At 68.7% G+C, this 18,561-nt stretch carries 15 protein-coding genes; 9 read left to right on the top strand and 6 right to left on the bottom strand.

Annotation, left to right across the window (positions count from 1 at the left end; genetic code table 11):
* Positions 1-73: 73 nt before the first annotated feature.
* The 3 genes from FE256_RS02100 to FE256_RS02090 all read left to right on the top strand — a co-directional run bounded on the left by FE256_RS02100 (position 74) and on the right by FE256_RS02090 (position 2,204).
* The gene (locus FE256_RS02100) at positions 74-316 is read left to right on the top strand and encodes a hypothetical protein (protein ID WP_138172576.1); all 243 of its coding nucleotides are present in this window, start codon (positions 74-76) and stop codon (positions 314-316) included.
* A 161-nt stretch (positions 317-477) separates the two neighbouring features.
* Positions 478-1,647: a tyrosine-type recombinase/integrase gene (locus tag FE256_RS02095; protein ID WP_138172575.1), complete on the top strand. Its 1,170-nt coding sequence runs from the start codon at positions 478-480 to the stop codon at positions 1,645-1,647.
* Positions 1,648-1,850: 203 nt separating this feature from the next.
* The gene (locus FE256_RS02090; RefSeq protein ID WP_138172574.1) at positions 1,851-2,204 is read left to right on the top strand and encodes a hypothetical protein; all 354 of its coding nucleotides are present in this window, start codon (positions 1,851-1,853) and stop codon (positions 2,202-2,204) included.
* Between the two features lie 112 nt (positions 2,205-2,316).
* Here the strand turns inward: FE256_RS02090 and FE256_RS02085 are convergent, their stop codons facing one another.
* The 3 genes from FE256_RS02085 to zapE form a co-directional block, all read right to left on the bottom strand.
* Positions 2,317-2,862 carry a type II toxin-antitoxin system PemK/MazF family toxin gene (locus FE256_RS02085; RefSeq protein ID WP_138172573.1) on the bottom strand — a complete coding sequence of 182 codons (546 nt, stop codon included), beginning with the start codon at positions 2,860-2,862 and terminating at the stop codon, positions 2,317-2,319.
* A gap of 96 nt (positions 2,863-2,958) precedes the next feature.
* Positions 2,959-4,233, bottom strand: a complete 1,275-nt coding sequence (locus tag FE256_RS02080; protein ID WP_138172572.1) for an ammonium transporter — start codon at positions 4,231-4,233, stop codon at positions 2,959-2,961.
* Between the two features lie 168 nt (positions 4,234-4,401).
* Positions 4,402-5,439 carry a cell division protein ZapE gene (gene zapE / locus FE256_RS02075; RefSeq protein WP_138172571.1) on the bottom strand — a complete coding sequence of 346 codons (1,038 nt, stop codon included), beginning with the start codon at positions 5,437-5,439 and terminating at the stop codon, positions 4,402-4,404.
* A gap of 118 nt (positions 5,440-5,557) precedes the next feature.
* Between zapE and FE256_RS02070 the strand changes: the two genes are divergently transcribed.
* Together FE256_RS02070 and FE256_RS02065 are read left to right on the top strand one after the other, a co-directional pair.
* On the top strand, positions 5,558-6,460 hold the full coding sequence (locus FE256_RS02070) for a sulfurtransferase (RefSeq protein WP_138172570.1): 903 nt from the start codon (positions 5,558-5,560) through the stop codon (positions 6,458-6,460).
* A gap of 66 nt (positions 6,461-6,526) precedes the next feature.
* Positions 6,527-6,967, top strand: coding sequence for a SufE family protein (locus FE256_RS02065; protein ID WP_138172569.1), 441 nt, complete (start codon positions 6,527-6,529; stop codon positions 6,965-6,967).
* Positions 6,968-6,982: 15 nt separating this feature from the next.
* Here the strand turns inward: FE256_RS02065 and FE256_RS02060 are convergent, their stop codons facing one another.
* Positions 6,983-8,191, bottom strand: coding sequence for an alpha/beta hydrolase family protein (locus FE256_RS02060; RefSeq protein WP_138172568.1), 1,209 nt, complete (start codon positions 8,189-8,191; stop codon positions 6,983-6,985).
* A gap of 25 nt (positions 8,192-8,216) precedes the next feature.
* Here FE256_RS02060 and FE256_RS02055 point away from each other — a divergent pair, with 25 nt between their 5' ends.
* From FE256_RS02055 to FE256_RS02040, 4 genes are all read left to right on the top strand, one after another.
* Positions 8,217-8,807 carry a DUF3000 domain-containing protein gene (locus FE256_RS02055; RefSeq protein WP_394529552.1) on the top strand — a complete coding sequence of 197 codons (591 nt, stop codon included), beginning with the start codon at positions 8,217-8,219 and terminating at the stop codon, positions 8,805-8,807.
* Complete coding sequence (locus FE256_RS02050) at positions 8,800-9,996, top strand: ribonuclease D (RefSeq protein WP_138172566.1); 1,197 nt, start codon at positions 8,800-8,802, stop codon at positions 9,994-9,996. The genes FE256_RS02055 and FE256_RS02050 overlap by 8 nt, the downstream gene beginning before the upstream one ends.
* 71 nt (positions 9,997-10,067) lie before the next feature.
* The gene (locus FE256_RS02045) at positions 10,068-11,276 is read left to right on the top strand and encodes a thiolase family protein (RefSeq protein WP_138172565.1); all 1,209 of its coding nucleotides are present in this window, start codon (positions 10,068-10,070) and stop codon (positions 11,274-11,276) included.
* Positions 11,273-13,411, top strand: a complete 2,139-nt coding sequence (locus FE256_RS02040) for a 3-hydroxyacyl-CoA dehydrogenase NAD-binding domain-containing protein (protein WP_138172564.1) — start codon at positions 11,273-11,275, stop codon at positions 13,409-13,411. Before FE256_RS02045 ends, FE256_RS02040 begins: the two co-directional genes overlap by 4 nt.
* 146 nt (positions 13,412-13,557) lie before the next feature.
* Here FE256_RS02040 and dxs read toward each other — a convergent pair whose 3' ends face one another.
* Positions 13,558-15,507 (bottom strand): 1-deoxy-D-xylulose-5-phosphate synthase, encoded by a 1,950-nt coding sequence (gene dxs, locus FE256_RS02035; RefSeq protein WP_138172563.1) that lies wholly within the window; start codon positions 15,505-15,507, stop codon positions 13,558-13,560.
* Positions 15,508-15,722: 215 nt separating this feature from the next.
* Complete coding sequence (locus FE256_RS02030; protein ID WP_138172562.1) at positions 15,723-18,557, bottom strand: aconitate hydratase; 2,835 nt, start codon at positions 18,555-18,557, stop codon at positions 15,723-15,725.
* Positions 18,558-18,561: the final 4 nt, after the last annotated feature.

Here is an 18,561-nt window from a genome sequence, read left to right as displayed (position 1 = left end):
TGACCAAACTCAACACACACGATTGGGCAATACGGCCCTTCCGTCTGGTCGATTTGCCAATATGATGGGCCGCATGACCGAATCTGACGACGCGCTACAAGCCGCGATCATCGACGAGCTGAACGGCGAACTGGGCGCGACCGGCATCACGATGCGGGAGCTTTCCGTTCGAGTCGGCCGCCCCTACGACTCGACCCGTAACTACCTTCGCAAGGAGCGCCCGATGCCCCTCTGGGCCTTCATCGAGTTCACGACCGCCCTCGGCGTCACCCCAGAGACTCTGATCGGTCGCGCTCGCGAACGGCTTCAGCGATGAACTCCTCCAGCGAAAGTCCCCGCTCGCGTGCCTCGCATATTGCGTCGAGCAGCGTGAACTCTTCCCCGATGGCCATTGCCCTGAACATGGTGCCCCAACCTTGTTTCGCTCTAGCGTCGATCGACGCTCCCGCACAGACGAACACGGCTCGGTGAACACTCGTGGCATGGACTGAAAAGCTCCCGTCGGGCCGGTATCGCGCCCGCTACCGTCTACCCAACGGTGACGCGATCAGCCTCCCCGGCACGTTCTCCCACAAGAAGGCTGCGCGGGACGCCGCGATCGAGGCTGAGGGGAAGGTCAAGCGACCAGACTGGCGTGACCCGCGCGCGGGCCTCATCACCTGGCGCGAGTGGCACGATATCTGGTGGCCGTCTCGCGCAATCGAGCCCGAAACGCGCAGGACCGAAGCCGGTGTGGTCGCTATGCACCTGATGCCCCGTTGGGGTGATAAGCCGCTCGCGCTCATTACGCGGCAGGACGTCAAGGCGTGGGCCACTGCGCTGATCGCAGAGAACATAGGCTCCGAGGACGCTCCTCGTCATCGGAAGCCCGCGACCGCGCGACGCTACCTCAACCTGTTCGGCTCGTCCCTCATGGCGGCGCTCGACGCCGAGCTGATTTCCGAGAACCCCGCCGTCAGAATCAAGCTGCCACCGAACCCACCAACTGATCCCGTATTCCTCTCGCGCGAGCAATACGCCGCGCTCGTCGCCAAGGTCGCTGACCGGCAGGACCGCGCCGTGCTCGACTTCCTCGTCGGCACCGGCATCCGTTGGGGTGAACTGGCCGGCCTGCACATCCACAACCTCGATCTGCGACGCGGGTTCGTGACCGTGGCCGACGTGACGGATGGACGCGAGATCAAGCCCTACCCGAAAGGTCGGCGGATCAGGCGCGTGCCGGTCCTGCAATGGGCCGTGGATGAACTTGACGTGCCCGAGCCCACCGGGTGCGGCCTCCCGCACCGACACGGCAAGTGCCCCTCAGGCCTGCTGTTCCCGGCAGTACAGGGAGGCGCACGTGACGACCGGAACTTCTCACAACGCATCCTCATCCCAGCACTGAAAGCGGCCGGCCTCGGCGATCTCGGGATCAGCCTGCACGACCTCCGACACACCTACGCAAGTTGGCTCGCACAAGACGGTGTGCCGCTCGGCCGGATCGCCGATCTGCTCGGGCACGCAAGCATCACCACCACCGAGATCTACGCGCACTTCCTCCAGCCCGAGGCGAGCGACATCGAACACGCGATGCGGTCCCCGCATGGGGCGAACGTGGAGCAGGCCGCGACTATTCGCGGCTATACCGGCCTTCGCGTCGTTACGTGAGATTAAACCGCTGACCTGGGATAAGCTGCGTGTCGCTACATGCTGCTTCTCGGCGTTATATGCGCTTGGATAGATTCACACGGAAGAGGTCATCAGTTCGAGTCTGGTATTGCCCACCGCATAAGCCCCCGGTTCGCCGGGGGCTTCGTCGTCTCCTGCCGAGGGCCTTATGGTCTCGACGCCCGTCTTCCTAGACTCGACCCGTGACCCAGACCGAGACGCGTCCGATGCCCGGCACGCGCCTTGGCGGCTTCTCCTCCGGCGTCATCCTTGTGGTGGGCGTCCTGGTCGTGCCGTTCGCGCTCGGAATAGCTTTCACCAGATCGTCCAGTCCCGATGCCCACGACTACGTGCGTATGGCGTTCGCGCAGGTTGCCGGAGCCACTATCGCGATGGCGACACCGGTCGCCCTCGTCGTGCAGCGGATCATCCGTCGCAGCCCCCTCGTCGACACGCTGTGGTTCGTTGCGATCGCAGGGGCTGTGATCTGGTTCCAACTTGCGAACCTGTCGCTCGCGGCCGACACGTTGGTCCGCGTGCTGCCCACGGTCTCGTGATGCCGGGCACGCACGCCGAGACTGCACCCGCCTGACATCTCCATTGCAGGCTGCTGTGGTTTTGTCAGCGGCGTGCAGTTTTGCGGCCCGCGCCGCGGCGCCGAGCCGGGGGTCAGCCCAGGCGCCACCCGTACCGCTGCGCGAGAGCGGATGCCACGGCGTCGAAACGGCGTCGGTCCAGGGCCGCGGCCTCGCGGCGCATGCCGGCGTCGTGCACGAGGTACACCTGCTCGATGTCGACCCACGAGGGGCGACCCTGGGGGTCCCACTCCCCCGTGCCCAGGGCGAGGTAGTCGCGGTCGCCGGCGTGCGGCTTGCTGGTCAGGCGCACGGCGTAGGAGCGGGTGGCATCCGCTCGTCCGATGACGAGCACCGGTCGGTCCTTGCCGCGGCCGTCGCGCTCTTCGTAGGGCACCCACGTCCAGATGATCTCGCCGCCGTCGGGGGCGCCATCGCGCGTGGGAGCATACGTCAGGGTCAGCCGGCGCGGAGGTGCCACCTCGACGGTCGCCGTCTCACCGGCCGCCTGGCCCGGCCGGACGGCGTCGGCCCTTCGTCCGGTCTCCTGCGGCCGAGGAGCGGGGGCGGAGCGCCGCACGGGGCTGGAGGGGCGGAAGGCCCTCAGGAGGGCGGAGACGAGGCGCGACGCGGTTCCCATTCCCTCACCCTAGACAGACTGCCGCGCGCCGCCGGACGCACGACGAACGGGGCGCCACGGACGAATCCGTGACGCCCCGTCGAGCGGGTGCGGGTGTCAGCCGCGGGTGTCGCTGAGGACGTAGCCCTCTTCGCCGTGCACGACGGTGTCGATGCCGGCGATCTCGTCCTCGTTCTTGACGCGGAAGCCCATCGTCTTCTCGATCGCGAAGCCGATGATGTAGGCCAGCACGAAGGAGTAGACCAGGACGGCCAGCGCGGCGATGGCCTGGACGAGCAGCTGGTTGAAGGAACCGCTCTCGATGAGGCCCGTGTTCCGGGCGAAGACGCCCAGGTACAGCGTGCCGAGCAGACCGCCGACGAGGTGGATGCCGACCACGTCGAGCGAGTCGTCGAAGCCGAGCTTGAACTTCAGCTCGATCGCCAGCGCGCAGACGGCACCGGCCAGCAGGCCGAGCACGATCGCCCAGATCGGGTCGAGCGCGGCACACGCGGGGGTGATCGCGACCAGACCCGCGACCGCGCCGGAAGCGGCGCCGACGGAGGTCGGCTTGCCGTCCTTGAACTTCTCGACGATCAGCCAGGCCAGCAGAGCGGCGGCGGGAGCGGCGATCGTGTTGACGAAGGCGAGAGCGGCGGTGCCGTCGGCGGCGAGTTCCGAACCGGCGTTGAAGCCGAACCAGCCGAACCACAGCAGGCCCGCGCCGAGGAGCACGAACGGCGGGTTGTGGGGGACGTGGGCGCCCTTCTGGAAGCCGACGCGCTTGCCGAGCACCAGGGCGAGGGCGAGAGCTGCGGCACCGGCGTTGATGTGGACAGCGGTACCACCGGCGAAGTCGATCGCACCGACGCCGAAGACGTCCTGCATGCCCTTCGTGATCCAGCCACCGTACGAGAACGAGCCGTCCTCGGCGAGACCGAAGTTGAAGACCCAGCTGGCGACCGGGAAGTAGACGACCGTCGACCAGATGAGGGCGAAGACCATCCACGAACCGAACTTGGCGCGGTCGGCGATGGCACCCGAGACCAGCGCGACGGTGATGATGGCGAACGTGGCCTGGAAGGCGACGAAGGCCAGCGGCGGGTAGGCGGCGCCTTCCGGCGTCTCGAGCACGCCCGAGAGGCCGAGCTCGTTGAAGTCGATGGCCCACGGGGCCTGCGTGGTGCCCGCCTCAGTGGCGGGGAAGGCGATCGCGTAGCCGTAGAGGACCCACAGGACTCCGATGAGTCCCATGGCGCCGAAGCTCATCATCATCATGCTGATGACGCTCTTGGCCTTGACAAGTCCGCCGTAGAAGAACGCGAGTCCTGGCGTCATGAGCAGCACGAGTGCCGCTGCTATCAGGATGAATGCGGTGTTGCCTTGATCCATCTCGAAGAGAACCTCTCTGCAGGGACGCAGGTGTAGCGTCGGGTCCCCTCAGTGTCCACAGCCCCGGTTTCCACCGGCGTGGGATTCGTGTTTCGAGTGCGTTACAGCGGACGGTCGCGTGTAAACATCAGATTTCCCCGTGCCGCGAAGCCGCGATGAAAGGGTCGTTCAGGAGTGCGTCAACGCCACCAGGCGTGACACGGCCCGCAGGTACTTCTTGCGGTATCCGCCGGACAACATCTCGTCCGCGAAGACGGTGTTCAGCGGCACCCCCGTGGCACGGATCGGGATCTGCGCGTCGTAGGCACGGTCGATGAAGGCGACCAGTCGCAGGGCGGCGGACTGATCGTGCAGGACCTGCACGTCGCGCAGCCCGATGGTGTCGACGCCGTCGATGAGGCGGATGAACCGTGACGGGTGCACGCGGGCGAGGTGCGCCACGACGGCGCCGAACTCATCGTCGGTGGCGACGCCACGGGCGGCGGCATCCCGGATCGCGTCGGCGTAGTCGGCATCCGAGAGGACGCGGGCCTCGCCGTCGATCGCGCGCTGCCGGAAGTCGGTGCCGTCGATACGGATCGTGCGGAAACTGTCGGCCATCGACTGGATTTCGCGCAAGAAGTCCTGGGCGGCGAAGCGTCCCTCGCCGAGCGCGTTCGGCGGGGTGTTCGAGGTGGCCGCCAGACGGGTTCCGGATGCCACGAGCTCGCCGAGCAGCCGGGTCATGACCATCGTGTCGCCGGGGTCGTCGAGTTCGAACTCGTCGATGCACAGCAGGTCGGAGCCGCGGAACAGCTCGACGGCCTTGGCGTACCCGAGGACCCCGACCAGGGCGGTGTACTCGATGAAGGACCCGAAGTACTTCCGCCGCGCGGGCATCGCGTGGTAGATCGCGGCGAGCAGGTGGGTCTTGCCCACGCCGAATCCGCCGTCGAGGTAGACGCCCGGTTTGATCGGCGGGGTCTTCTCGGCGCGGCGGAAGAACCCGCCCTTCTTCGCCGGCGCGTTCGTGCGTCCGGCGAACGCCTCGAGCAGCTCCTTCGCCTCTTGCTGCGACGGGTAAGCGGCATCCGCCCGGTACGACTCGAAGGTCGCGCCGTCGAACTGCGGCGGCGGCACGAGGGCGCTCACCATCTCGGCGCCCGAGATGGCCGGCTCACGATCGATGAGGTGCACGACGCCGGTCGTCGCAGGCGTAGAGGTCATGGCCGTCCTGTGTCGCAGTCTTACGGAGAGGTGCCTGCTTCGACGCGGCGGTCCTAGGGTCGAAGGTGCGGTGTCCACCCTACGCCGCCCGCTCCCCCACCCCGACCGAGGAGACACCGTGACCGTCGAGTTCGACACCACCTCCCCCAAGTTCGCCGCGTACGCCGAACCCGGCCGCCTCGTCACGGGCGAGTGGCTGCAGGAACGCCTCGGGCAGCCGGGCCTCGTGGTCGTGGAATCCGACGAGGACGTCCTGCTGTACGAGACCGGGCACATCCCCGGAGCGGTCAAGGTCGACTGGCACACCGAGCTGAACGACCCCGTGGTGCGCGACTACGTCGACGGCGAGGGATTTGCCGCACTGCTCAGCCGCAAGGGCATCTCCCGTGACGACACGGTTGTCATCTACGGCGACAAGAACAACTGGTGGGCCGCCTACGCGCTGTGGGTGTTCTCCCTGTTCGGCCACGAAGACGTGCGTCTGCTCGACGGCGGGCGCGACAAGTGGATCGCGGAGGGGCGGCCGGTCACCACCGACAAGACGGTCGTCGAGCCCGCCGACTACCCCGTCGTGGAGCGCGACGATTCGCTCATCCGCGCGTACAAGGACGACGTCCTCGCGCACCTCGGCAACCCGCTCATCGACGTCCGCTCCCCCGAGGAGTACTCGGGCGAACGGACGACCGCCCCGGCCTACCCCGACGAGGGGGCGCTGCGTGCCGGTCACATCCCGAGCGCGCAGAGCGTCCCCTGGGCCAAGGCCGTGGCCGAGGACGGGGGCTTCAAGTCGCGCGAAGAACTGGATGCCGTGTACCGCGACGGCGCGGGACTGCAGGACGGCGACAAGATCGTGGCGTACTGCCGCATCGGGGAGCGCTCCAGCCACACGTGGTTCGTGTTGAAGCACCTGCTCGGCTTCGAGGACGTCCGCAACTACGACGGGTCGTGGACCGAGTGGGGCAGCGCCGTGCGCGTGCCGATCGTCTCGGGTGCGGAACCCGGCGAGGTCCCCGGACGCTGAGCCCGGACCCCGGCGAGGTCCCCGGACGCTGAGCCCGGACCCGGTGGGCGTGGGAGGATGACGGTGATGTCCGAGACCACTCTCCCCGCCCGCCTCGCCGAGATCCGCGACGAGTTCCTCGAGCTCGACGAGCCCGACCGTCTGCAGTTGCTGCTCGAGTTCTCGCAGGAGCTGCCCGCTGTGCCGGCGCAGTACGCCGATCACCCCGAGATGTGCGAGCGTGTCGCGGAGTGCCAGTCGCCGGTCTACATCGTGGTCGACGTCGACGAGGCCGGACTCGTGGCGATGCACGCCACCGCGCCCGCGGAGGCTCCCACGACCCGGGGGTTCGCCAGCATCCTGGCCCAGGGTCTCACCGGCCTCTCGGTCGACGAGGTCCTGGCCGTCCCCGACGACTTCCCGCAGAGCATCGGCCTGACCCGCGCGGTCAGCCCTCTGCGCATCGCAGGGATGACGGGCATGCTCATGCGCGCGAAGCGTCAGGTGCGCGCCAAGAGCGGCGCCTGACGCGCGGCATCCGCCTCACTCCCCGGTCGCGAGTCCTCGCGCCCGCACCCACTCCGTGATCGCGCGCGTCCACCGGTCTTGGTCGTAGTTCCACAGCTTCGTGTGCCGGGCGACCGAGAACGTCTCCATCGCGACGAGGTCGGGGCGCGCCTCGGCGAGGGCATGCGAGGCGTCGCTCGGCACGAATCCGTCGTCGTCGCTGTGGAGGATCAGCACCGGATGCCGCAGTTCGTCCGCGCGCGCGACGGCGTCGAGCCGGTCGAGAGGGATGGCGGAGCCGCTCCGAGTGAGGACGGCTCCCCACTCGGATCCCAGGATCTGCTGCGCGAAGCCGAGCACGGGGGCGGGCAGTCGCAGCTCCCGGCTCTGGTAGCGCAGCACGGTGCGCCAGTCGGCGACCGGCGACTCGAGGACGAGCCCGACCAGGACGTCGCGGTGGGGTGACGAGAACTCGGTCTGGAGGCAGATCGCTCCGCCCATCGACCAGCCCATCAGCAGGATGCGACGCGCACCCTGCCGTCGGGCGTAGCCGATGGCGGCATCGACGTCGCGCCACTCGGTGGCGCCGAGGGCATACGTGCCCGTGCGACTGCGCGGCGCCTCGCCATCGTTGCGATACGACACGACGAGGCTCGTGATGCCGAGGTCGTGGAACACCGGCACTGCCCGCAGCGCCTCGGCGCGGGTCGTGCCCCGACCGTGCACCTGAATGACCCACACGTCGGTGTCGATGGCCGCGGGGAACTCCCACGCCGGGCAGGGGCCGACCGGGGTGCCGATGAGGGCGTTGCGGTACGGGATCTGCAGGTCGTCGGGCTTGTCGTAGTACCAGCCGCTGAAGGCGGCCGCGGGGGCGAGCTGCGCGTCCGCGGGTACGTGGGTGAGGAGCTTGCGGGTGACCGTCGCGGCATCCTCTTTCACGACGGATCCGAGCCGCAGGTAGTCGGCGGTGCCCGTGGTGAACAGGCCGTACCTGCCGGGCAGGACCGTGTCGGGTGTGCGCGAAAGAGTCACCGTCTGGGCGGCGACGTCGAGGCTCACCACCTCGATGTCGGGGATGCGGCCCGCGGGAGTCACGACGGTGCGCGCCATCCGCAACGAGACGGCTCCGAGCGCGGTGGCGCTGAGGCCCAGGGCGGCCGTCAGTGCCGTGAGGGCGATCCGCAGCGGTCCGGCCGCCGGGTGCGGGGCACGGCGCCTCGCGGCGCGCCTGGGAGCGTTCATCGAGGCCTCACTCTAGTCTGTGGCCGTGACAGACCCCCGCTCACCCGAGGCGGCGACCCCCTTCGCCCGGGCGGCCGACGAGTTGCGCGCGACGACGTTCCGCGACGACTTCGTGGTGCGCGAGATCCCCTCCCCGGCGGGTCTGGCGCCGCAGGCGCTCGCTCTCGCCGGCGATGTGCGTCCCGATGCACACGCGACGGACTCGCCGTTCGGCACCGGGCGTTTCATTCTCCTGCACGACCCCGACGAGCCTGAGGCGTGGGGTGGCGCGTGGCGCGTCGTCTGCTTCGCCCAGGCCCCCCTCGAGCCCGAGATCGGCATCGATCCTCTCTTGGCGGAGGTCGCGTGGTCGTGGCTGATCGATGCCCTCGATTCTCGCGGTGCCGAGCGTCACTCCGAATCCGGGACGGCGACAAAGACGCTGTCGACCGGTTTCGGTGCGCTCGCGGCGCAGGGCGAGGGGTCGCAGATCGAACTTCGCGCGTCATGGTCGCCGCGCGGTCCCTTCCGCCCTCACCTCGAAGCGTGGGCGGAGCTTGTCTGCATGCTCGCCGGTCTCCCACCGGGATCGGAGGGCGTTGCGGTTCTCGGAGCCCGGAGGCCCCCGCGTGAGTGAGTACACCGTCATCGAGGATGCCGCCGGTCTCGGCGCAGCGTCGCAATCCCTGGCATCCGGGGTCGGACCGGTCGCGGTCGACGTCGAGAGGGCGTCGGGATTCCGCTATTCGCAGCGGGCGTACCTCATCCAGGTGTTCCGCCGGGAGGCGGGGGTCTTTCTGTTCGACCCGTCCACGATCGAGGACTTCTCGCCGCTGCAGGAAGCCATCGGCGACGTCGAGTGGGTCTTCCACGCCGCGAGCCAGGACCTTCCGTCGCTGCGCGAACGGGGACTCGAGCCGCGGGAGATCTTCGACACCGAGCTGGGTGCGCGCCTGCTGGGTCACGAGCGGGTCGGCCTCGGCGCGGTCGTCGAGCAGACCCTCGGCATCGTCCTCGCCAAGGCCCACTCCGCGGCGGACTGGTCCACGCGTCCGCTGCCGGCGTCATGGCTCGAGTACGCGGCGCTCGACGTCGAGCATCTCATCGACGTGCGCGACAAACTCGTCGCCGAGCTCGAGGAGCAGGGCAAGACGGAGTTCGCCCGGCAGGAGTTCGAGGCCGTGCTCTCGCGTCTGCCGAAGCCGCCACGCGACGACCCCTGGCGCCGACTGAGCGGATTGCACACCGTGCGCGGCCGGCGGTCGCTGGCAGTGGCGCGTGCGCTCTGGCAGGCCCGCGAGGACTACGCGCGCGAGCAGGACGTCGCCCCCGGCCGTCTCGTGCCCGACCGTGCCCTCGTCGCCGCCGTGCTCGCCGACCCGCAGAGCAAGCAGGCGCTCGCGGGCATCAAGGAGTTCAATGGGCGCGCGAGCCGCACACAGCTGGACCGCTGGTGGAACGCGATCGTCGCCGGTCGCGAGTCGACCGAGCTGCCGCCCGACCGCGTGCCCAGCGACACGCTCCCGCCGCCGCGCGCATGGGGCGATCGCAACCCCGACGCCGACCGCCGACTCAAGGCGGCCCGCCCGGCCGTCGAGGCCCGGGCCGAAGACCTGGGGATGCCGACCGAGAACCTCCTCACTCCCGAGACGCTGCGCCGCGTGGCGTGGACTCCGCCCACCGAGATCACCGCGGCGTCGGTCTCGACCGTTCTGGCGGAGTTGGGTGCTCGCCCGTGGCAGATTGACCAGACCGCACAGGTGATCGCCGATAGCTTTGTAGCTTCCCTCAACGAGGATCCCGAGGCGGGGGAACCGACTTCGTAGGTTCGGACAACCGATTCTTCGGGTCGCGGGGCGTTTCCTAGGCTGGTTGCATCCCAATGTATGGAGGCAGAGTGGCCGAGATGTCTGACGTCTTCTTCGTCGATGGTGTGCGAACCCCGTTCGGGCGCGCCGGCGAGAAGGGCATGTACTGGAACACCCGCGCGGACGACCTGGTCGTCAAAGCGATCATCGGGTTGATGGAGCGCAACGGCACGGTGCCGAAGGATCGGATCGACGACGTGGCGATCGCCGCGACGTCGCAGACGGGAGACCAGGGGCTGACCCTCGGTCGCACCGCCGCGATCCTCGCTGGGCTGCCGATGACGGTCCCCGGACTCGCGATCGAGCGCATGTGCGCCGGTGCGATGACGAGCGTCACCACGATGGGCGCCTCGATCGGCGTCGGCATGTACGACCTCGCCCTCGCGGGCGGCGTCGAGCACATGGGGCACCACCCCATCGGCGGGAACGCCGACCCCAATCCCCGGTTCGTCGCCGAGAAGCTCGTCGACCCGGGCGCGCTCAACATGGGCGTGACCGCCGAGCGCATCCACGACCGGTTCCCGCACCTGACCAAGGAGCGCGCCGACCGGTTCGGCATGGCGAGCCAGCACAAGGTGCAGGCGGCCTACGAGGCGGGCAAGATCCAGCCCGACCTCGTGCCCGTCGCGGTGAAGGATGCCGACGGTGCCTGGGGCCTCGCCACGGAGGACGAGGGGCGCCGCCCCGAGACGACCCTCGAGGGCCTGGCATCCCTCAAGACCCCGTTCCGCCCGCACGGGCGCGTGACCGCCGGTACCTCTTCGCCCCTGACCGACGGCGCGACGATCAGCTTGCTCGCCGGGGCGGACGCGGTGAAAGAACTGGGCCTCCAGCCCAAGATGCGCATGGTCTCGTTCGCGTTCGCCGGCGTCCAGCCCGAGATCATGGGCATCGGTCCGATCCCGTCGACCGAGAAGGCGCTGAAGAAGGCCGGACTCACGATCGACGACATCGGTCTGTTCGAGCTCAACGAGGCCTTCGCGATCCAGGTCATCTCACTGTTGGATCACTTCGGCATCGCCGACGACGATCCGCGTGTGAACCCGTGGGGCGGCGCGATCGCCCTCGGCCACCCGCTCGCGGCATCCGGTGTCCGTCTCATGATCCAGCTCGCCGCGCACTTCGCCGAGCGTCCCGACGTGCGGTACGGCCTGACGGCCATGTGCGTCGGTCTCGGCCAGGGCGGCTCGGTGATCTGGGAGAACCCGTTCTTCGACGGAAAGAAGAAGCGCAAGTGACCGACTACGACGCCATCGACTTCTCGCCCCTCGACGCCCTCACCGGCGACGAGGTCGTCACCCACTCCCCCGTGCGCGACGTGCGCCTGCCCTCGGGCAACGTGCTCGCGCTCGTGACGCTCGACAACGGTCGCGACCACACGCGTCCGAACACCCTCGGGCCCGCGACTCTCGCCGAGCTCGGCGAGACGCTCGCGACGCTGAAGCAGCGCGCAGCGGCGGGAGAGATCCACGCGGTCGCGATCACCGGCAAGCAGTACATCCTCGCGGCCGGGGCCGACCTGTCCGAGGTCGCCAACCTCCCCTCCAAGGACATCGCGCGCCTCATCGCCCAGCGCGGGCACCAGGTGCTCGGCTCGCTCTCCGAACTCGGCGTGCCGTCCTTCGCGTTCGTCAACGGCCTCGCCCTCGGCGGCGGTCTCGAGATCGCGCTGAACTCCATGTACCGGACCGTCGACGCCTCGGCCGCGGCGGTCGCGCTGCCCGAGGTGTTTCTCGGCATCATCCCCGGCTGGGGTGGCGCCTACCTGCTGCCGAACCTCATCGGCATCGAGAACGCGCTCGAGGTTGTGGTGTCCAACCCGCTCAAGCAGAACCGGATGCTCAAGCCCCAGCAGGCCTTCGACCTCGGAATCATGGATGCCATCTTCCCGGCGGCCTCCTACCTCGAGGACTCGCTGCGGTGGGCCGACGGCGTGCTGACCGGTCGTGTGAAGGTCGAGCGCAAGAACGAGCCCGGCAAGCTCGAGCGCCTCACCAAGTGGCCCATCGCCATCAAGATGGCCCGCGGCATGCTGGAGAGCAAGATCGGGACGGTCCCCCGCTCCCCCTACGTCGCGCTCGATCTGCTCGACAAAGCCAAGAGCGGCACGAAGGCCGAGGGCTTCGCCCGCGAGGACGAGGCACTGGCCGATCTGATCACGGGCGACCAGTTCGCGGCATCCATGTACGCGTTCGACCTCGTGCAGAAGCGCGCGAAGCGGCCGGTCGGTGCTCCCGACAAGGCGCTCGCGAAGAAGGTCACGAAGGTCGGCGTGATCGGCGCGGGCCTCATGGCCTCCCAGTTCGCGCTGCTGTTCGTGCGGAAGCTGCGGGTCCCCGTCGTCATCACGGACCTCGACCAGGGCCGCGTCGACAAGGGCGTGGCATCCATCCGCGACGAGATCGGGAAGCTCGAGGCCAAGGGCCGGCTCGACGCCGACACCGCCAACCAGCTGCGGGCGCTCGTGCACGGCACGACCGATCGCGGTGAGTTCGCCGACTGCGATTTCGTCATCGAGGCCGTGTTCGAAGAGGTCGGCGTCAAGCAGGAGGTGTTCTCGGCGATCGAGAAGATCGTCTCCGACGACACGATTCTGGCGACCAACACCTCGTCGCTGTCGGTCGCCGAGATCGGTTCGGCGCTGGCGAACCCCGAGCGCCTCGTCGGCTTCCACTTCTTCAACCCCGTCGCGGTGATGCCCCTCATCGAGATCGTGAAGACGGATGCCACGAGCGAGGCCGCGCTGTCGACGGCGTTCGTCGTCGCGAAGGGGCTCGGCAAGAACGCCGTGCTCACCGCCGACGCCCCGGGCTTCGTCGTGAACCGGCTGCTCGCCAAGGTCATGGGCGAGGCCGCGCGCGCGGTGTACGAGGGCACCCCGATCACGGTCGTCGAGAAGGCGTTCGCGCCGCTCGGGCTGCCGATGGGGCCGTTCCAGCTCATCGACCTGGTCGGGTGGAAGGTCGCCGCGCACGTGCAGGACACGATGGCCGGGGCCTTCCCCGACCGGTTCTTCGCGTCCGAGAACTTCCACGAGCTCGCGGCCCTGCCCGAGGTCGTCGAGAAGGACAAGGGCGGCCGGGTGACAGGCTGGACCAAGGCCGCGCAGAAGGTGCTCGTCACCGGCAAAACCCCGGTCGCCGCCGAGACGATCCTCGCCCGCGTGCAGGACGGCCTCGCGCAGGAGATCAAGATCATGCTCGACGAAGGTGTGGTCCCCGAGGTCCAAGACATCGACCTGTGCCTCATCCTCGGCGCCGGCTGGCCCTTCATCGACGGCGGCGCCTCGCCGTACCTCGACCGTGAGGGGGCGTCCGAGCGCGCCTTCGGCGACACGTTCCACCACCCACCCATCCGCGGCATCGGCGGCTGAACCGACGAGAACGGTGCCGTCCCCGCGGGGGCGGCACCGTTCTCGTGCGTGCGGGCCTGCGCTGAGAATAGGCTCCGCACCGAGAACAGGCCGGATCGGTGGATATCAGCCTGTTCTCGGCGCGTCCCCTGTTCTGGGAACCTGTGTCAGCGTTCGGCGTCGTCGCGCACGCGGGCGTCCGGCAGCCAGACGGGTTCGGTCTGGCGCGCCATCGGGATGCGGGTACCGAGTACTTGTGCGACCACGTCGTGGGCGATCTTCGCGGCCGTGAGTCCGGCGTCCTCGAGGATCTGCTCGCGCGTGGCGTGGTCGATGAACTCGTCGGGGATGCCGAGCTCGTCCACTGCCGTGTCGACACCGGCCTCGCGCAGCACCTGACGCACGCGGGTACCGACGCCGCCGACCCGGATGCCGTCCTCGATCGTGATGACGAGGCGGTGGGAGCCCGCGAGCTCGACGATCGAGGGCTGTACGGGGATCGCCCAGCGGGGGTCGACGACCGTCGCTCCGATTCCCTGGGCCCTCAAGCGCTCCGCGACCTCCATCGCCAAATGCACCATGGGGCCGATGCCGACCAGCAGCACGTCGTCCGACGACCCGCGCGCGAGCACGTCGACGCCGTCGGGCAGGCGCTCGATCGCGTCGAGGTCCGCGGGGACGCCGCCCTTCGGATAGCGCACGACGGTGGGGGCGTCGGCTACGGCGACCGCCTCGCGGAACTCCTCGCGCAGGCGGGTCGCGTCGCGCGGCGCGGCGATTCGGATGCCGGGTACCAACTGCAGCATCGCCAGGTCCCAGATGCCGTGGTGGCTCGGGCCGTCCGGCCCGGTCACTCCCGCGCGATCCAGGACGAACGTGACGCCGGCCTTGTGCAGGGCGACGTCCATCATGACCTGGTCGAAGGCGCGGTTCATGAACGTGGCGTAGAGCGCCACGACGGGGTGGAGACCGCCGAAGGCCAAACCGGCTGCGGAGGCCACGGCGTGCTGCTCGGCGATACCGACGTCGTACACGCGCTCGGGGAAGCGATCGGCGAACGGCTGCAGCCCGGTGGGCCGCAGCATCGCGGCCGTCATCGCGATGACGTCTTCGCGTTCGGCGCCCACCGCGGCGAGCTCGTCGGCGAACACGTCGGTCCACTGCGGGCCGCTGCCCGAGCCGAGGGCCTCGCCCGTGATCGGGTCGATCTTGCCGACGGCGTGGAACTGATCGGCGGCGTCGCTCATCGCCGGGGCGTAGCCGCTGCCCTTGTCGGTGATCGCGTGCACGATGACGGGCGCACCGTAGGACTTCGCCAGTTCGAGGGTCTCGAGCAGCGACTCGAAATCGTGGCCGTCGATGGGCCCCAGGTACTTGATGTCGAGGTTGCTGTACAGCGCCTCGTTGTTCGTGAAGCGCGAGAGGAAGCCGTGCGTTCCGCCGCGAACCCCGCGGTACACGGCGCGGGCGGCCGGTCCGAGGCGTCGGAAGAGCGTGGCCGAACTCTGGTGCAGGTGACGGTAGGCCTCGTTCGTGCGCACACGGTTGAGGTAGCGCGCCATGCCGCCGATCGTGGGGGCGTACGAGCGGCCGTTGTCGTTGACGATGATGACCAGGTTGCGGTCGTTGTCGTCGCTGATGTTGTTCAGCGCCTCCCACGTCATGCCGCCCGTGAGGGCACCGTCGCCGACCACGGCGATGACGTGGCGGTCCTTGCGACCCGTACGCGAGAAGGCGCGGGAGATGCCGTCCGCCCAGCTCAACGAGCTCGACGCGTGCGAGGACTCGACGATGTCGTGCTCGCTCTCGGAGCGTTGCGGGTAGCCCGCGAGCCCACCGCGAGAGCGCAGGTCGGCGAAGTTCTGACGGCCCGTCAGGATCTTGTGCACGTACGACTGGTGTCCGGTGTCGAAGATGATCGGATCGGCTGGGGAGTCGAAGACGCGGTGGAGGGCGATCGTCAGCTCGACGACGCCGAGGTTGGGTCCGAGGTGCCCACCGGTGCGGGCGACGTTCTCGACCAGGAAGGAGCGGATCTCGGCGGCGAGCTGTCGCAGTTGGTCGGGAGTGAGGTCGTCGAGGTCACGGGGACCGTGGATGCCGGGTAGGAGAGCCATGTGACTCCTCTCGTGCGGTGCGCGCAGAGGTCTGCGCGTCTGTCGATTCTAGTCTCGGGGGGTGCGACGGGCTCGGCGACGGCTTGCGCCCCCATGCGTGAGTCGCCAGGATTTGTCGCCCCCGCCCTCGGCGAGGCGACAAGTCCTGGCGACTCATGCGGAGAAACGCGACCGCGCCCCGGGGGCCGAAGCTCCCGGGGCGCGGTGCGGTGGCGTCAGACGAGCGAACGCAGCACGTACTGCAGGATGCCGCCGTTGCGGTAGTAGTCGGCCTCACCGGGGGTGTCGATGCGGACCACGGCGTCGAACGTCACGGTCTGCTTGCCCTCGGGCGAGAACTCGCTCGGCTCGGCGGTGACCTTCACGGTCTTGGGCGTGACGCCCTCGTTGAGCTGCTCGAGGCCTTCGATCGAGACGATCTCGGTGCCGTCGAGGCCCAGCGACTTCCAGCTCTCGCCCGCGGGGAACTGCAGCGGGACGACGCCCATGCCGATGAGGTTCGAGCGGTGGATGCGCTCGAAGCTCTCGGTGATGACCGCCTTGACGCCGAGCAGGTTCGTGCCCTTCGCCGCCCAGTCGCGCGACGAGCCGGAGCCGTACTCCTTGCCGCCGAAGATGACCAGCGGGGTGCCCTGCGCCTGGTAGTTCTGGCTCGCGTCGAAGATGAACGACTGCGGACCACCAGGCTGCGTGAAGTCACGGGTGTACCCGCCCTCGACGACCTTGCCGTCGTTGACCGCGGCGGTCAGCTCGTTCTTCAGGCGGATGTTCGCGAACGTGCCGCGGATCATGACCTCGTGATTGCCGCGGCGCGAGCCGTAGGAGTTGAAGTCCTTCTGCGCGACGCCGTGCTCGGTGAGGTACTGCGCGGCGGGCGTGCCCGCCTTGATGTTGCCGGCCGGGCTGATGTGGTCGGTCGTGACCGAGTCGCCGAGGGCCGCCATGACGCGCGCGCCGCTGATGTCGCTGACCGGGGACGGCTCCATCGACATGCCGTCGAAGTAGGGCGCCTTCCGGACGTAGGTCGAATCGGCATCCCACTCGAAGATCGGGCCGGTCGGGGTGGGCAGGTTCTTCCAGCGCTCGTCGCCCTCGAAGACGGTGGCGTACTGCTGGATGAACTGCTCGCGTGAGATCGACGCGTCGATGATGGTCTGGACCTGGTCGGGCGCCGGCCAGATGTCCTTGAGGAAGACGTCCTCGCCGTTCTGGTCCTTGCCGAGGGGGTCGGTCTCGAAGTCGAAGTTCATCGAGCCGGCCAGGGCGTAGGCGACCACCAGCGGCGGGGATGCCAGGTAGTTCATCTTCACGTCGGGGCTGATGCGACCCTCGAAGTTGCGGTTGCCGGAGAGGACGGCCGTGACGGCGAGGTCGTTCTCGTTGATCGCCTCGGAGACCTCCTCGATGAGGGGGCCGGAGTTTCCGATGCAGATGGTGCAGCCGTAGCCGACGGTGTAGAAGTCCAGACCCTCGAGCGCCTTGTCGAGACCCGACTTCTCGTAGTAGTCGGTGACGACCTTCGAGCCGGGGCCGAGCGTCGTCTTGACCCACGGCTTGCGCTTCAGGCCCTTGTCGACGGCGTTCTTGGCGAGAAGACCCGCCGCGATCATGACGGAGGGGTTCGACGTGTTCGTGCAGGACGTGATGGCGGCCAGGGTGACCGCGCCGTTGTCGAGCAGGTACGACTGGCCCTCGGGCGTGGTGATCTTGACGGGCTTCGACGCGTTGGCGGGGTGTCCGGAGGAGATGAGAACCTCACCGGTGTGGGTGTGCTCGTCGCCCGGCACGGGGCCCGGGTCGGAGGCGGGGAACGACTGGTCGCTCTCGAGGTCGACGATCGAGTCCGAGGTGGACGCGGCGGCGTAGTTGAGGATGTCCTTCTCGAACTGCGACTTCGCCTCGGACAGCAGGATGCGGTCCTGGGGACGCTTCGGGCCGGCGATCGAGGGGACGACGGTGGAGAGGTCGAGCTCCATGTACTCGCTGAAGACGAGCTCGCGCGCCGCGTCGTGCCAGAGCTTCTGCTCCTTGGCGTAGGACTCGACCAGCGCGACGGTCTGCTCGTCGCGGCCGGTGAGGCGCAGGTAGTCGAGCGTGACGTCGTCGATGGGGAACATCGCCGCGGTTGAACCGAACTCGGGGCTCATGTTGCCGATGGTCGCGCGGTTGGCGAGCGGCACGGATGCCACGCCCTCGCCGTAGAACTCGACGAACTTGCCCACGACGCCGTGCTTGCGCAGCATGTCGGTGATCGTGAGGACGACGTCGGTCGCGGTGACGCCGGCGGGGATCTCGCCGCTGAGCTTGAAGCCCACCACGCGCGGGATGAGCATCGACACGGGCTGACCGAGCATCGCGGCCTCGGCCTCGATGCCGCCGACGCCCCAGCCCAGGACGCCGAGGCCGTTGACCATCGTGGTGTGCGAGTCGGTGCCGACGCAGGTGTCGGGGTAGGCGCGCAGGACGCCGTCGACGGAGCGGTCGTAGACGACCTTGGCCAGGTGCTCGATGTTCACCTGGTGGACGATGCCGGTGCCCGGGGGCACGACCTTGAAGTCGTCGAACGCGGTCTGGCCCCAGCGGAGGAACTGGTAGCGCTCACCGTTGCGCTCGTACTCGATCTCGACGTTGCGCTCGAGGGCGTTCTCGCTGCCGAAGAGGTCGGCGATGACCGAGTGGTCGATGACCATCTCGGCCGGCGAGAGCGGGTTGATGCGGTTGGGGTCGCCGCCGAGGGCCGTGACGGCCTCGCGCATCGTGGCGAGGTCGACGATGCAGGGGACGCCGGTGAAGTCCTGCATCACGACGCGCGCGGGCGTGAACTGGATCTCGGTGTCGGGCTCGGCATCCGGGTTCCAGGATCCGAGGGCGCGGATCTGTTCCGCGGTGACGTTCGCGCCGTCCTCGGTGCGGAGGAGGTTCTCGAGCAGCACCTTGAGGCTGAACGGGAGCTTCTCGAACCCGGGGACGGTGTCGATGCGGAAGATCTCGTAGTCGGTGCTGCCGACCGTCAGGGTGCTCTTGGCACCGAAGCTGTCAACCGTGGACACGATC

Origin of the sequence: Microbacterium sp. 5K110, assembly GCF_005774735.1 — a bacterium.
Lineage (GTDB): Bacteria > Actinomycetota > Actinomycetes > Actinomycetales > Microbacteriaceae > Microbacterium.
Note: the sequence above shows the minus strand (reverse complement) of the source record. Positions and strands in the feature narration are given on the sequence as shown.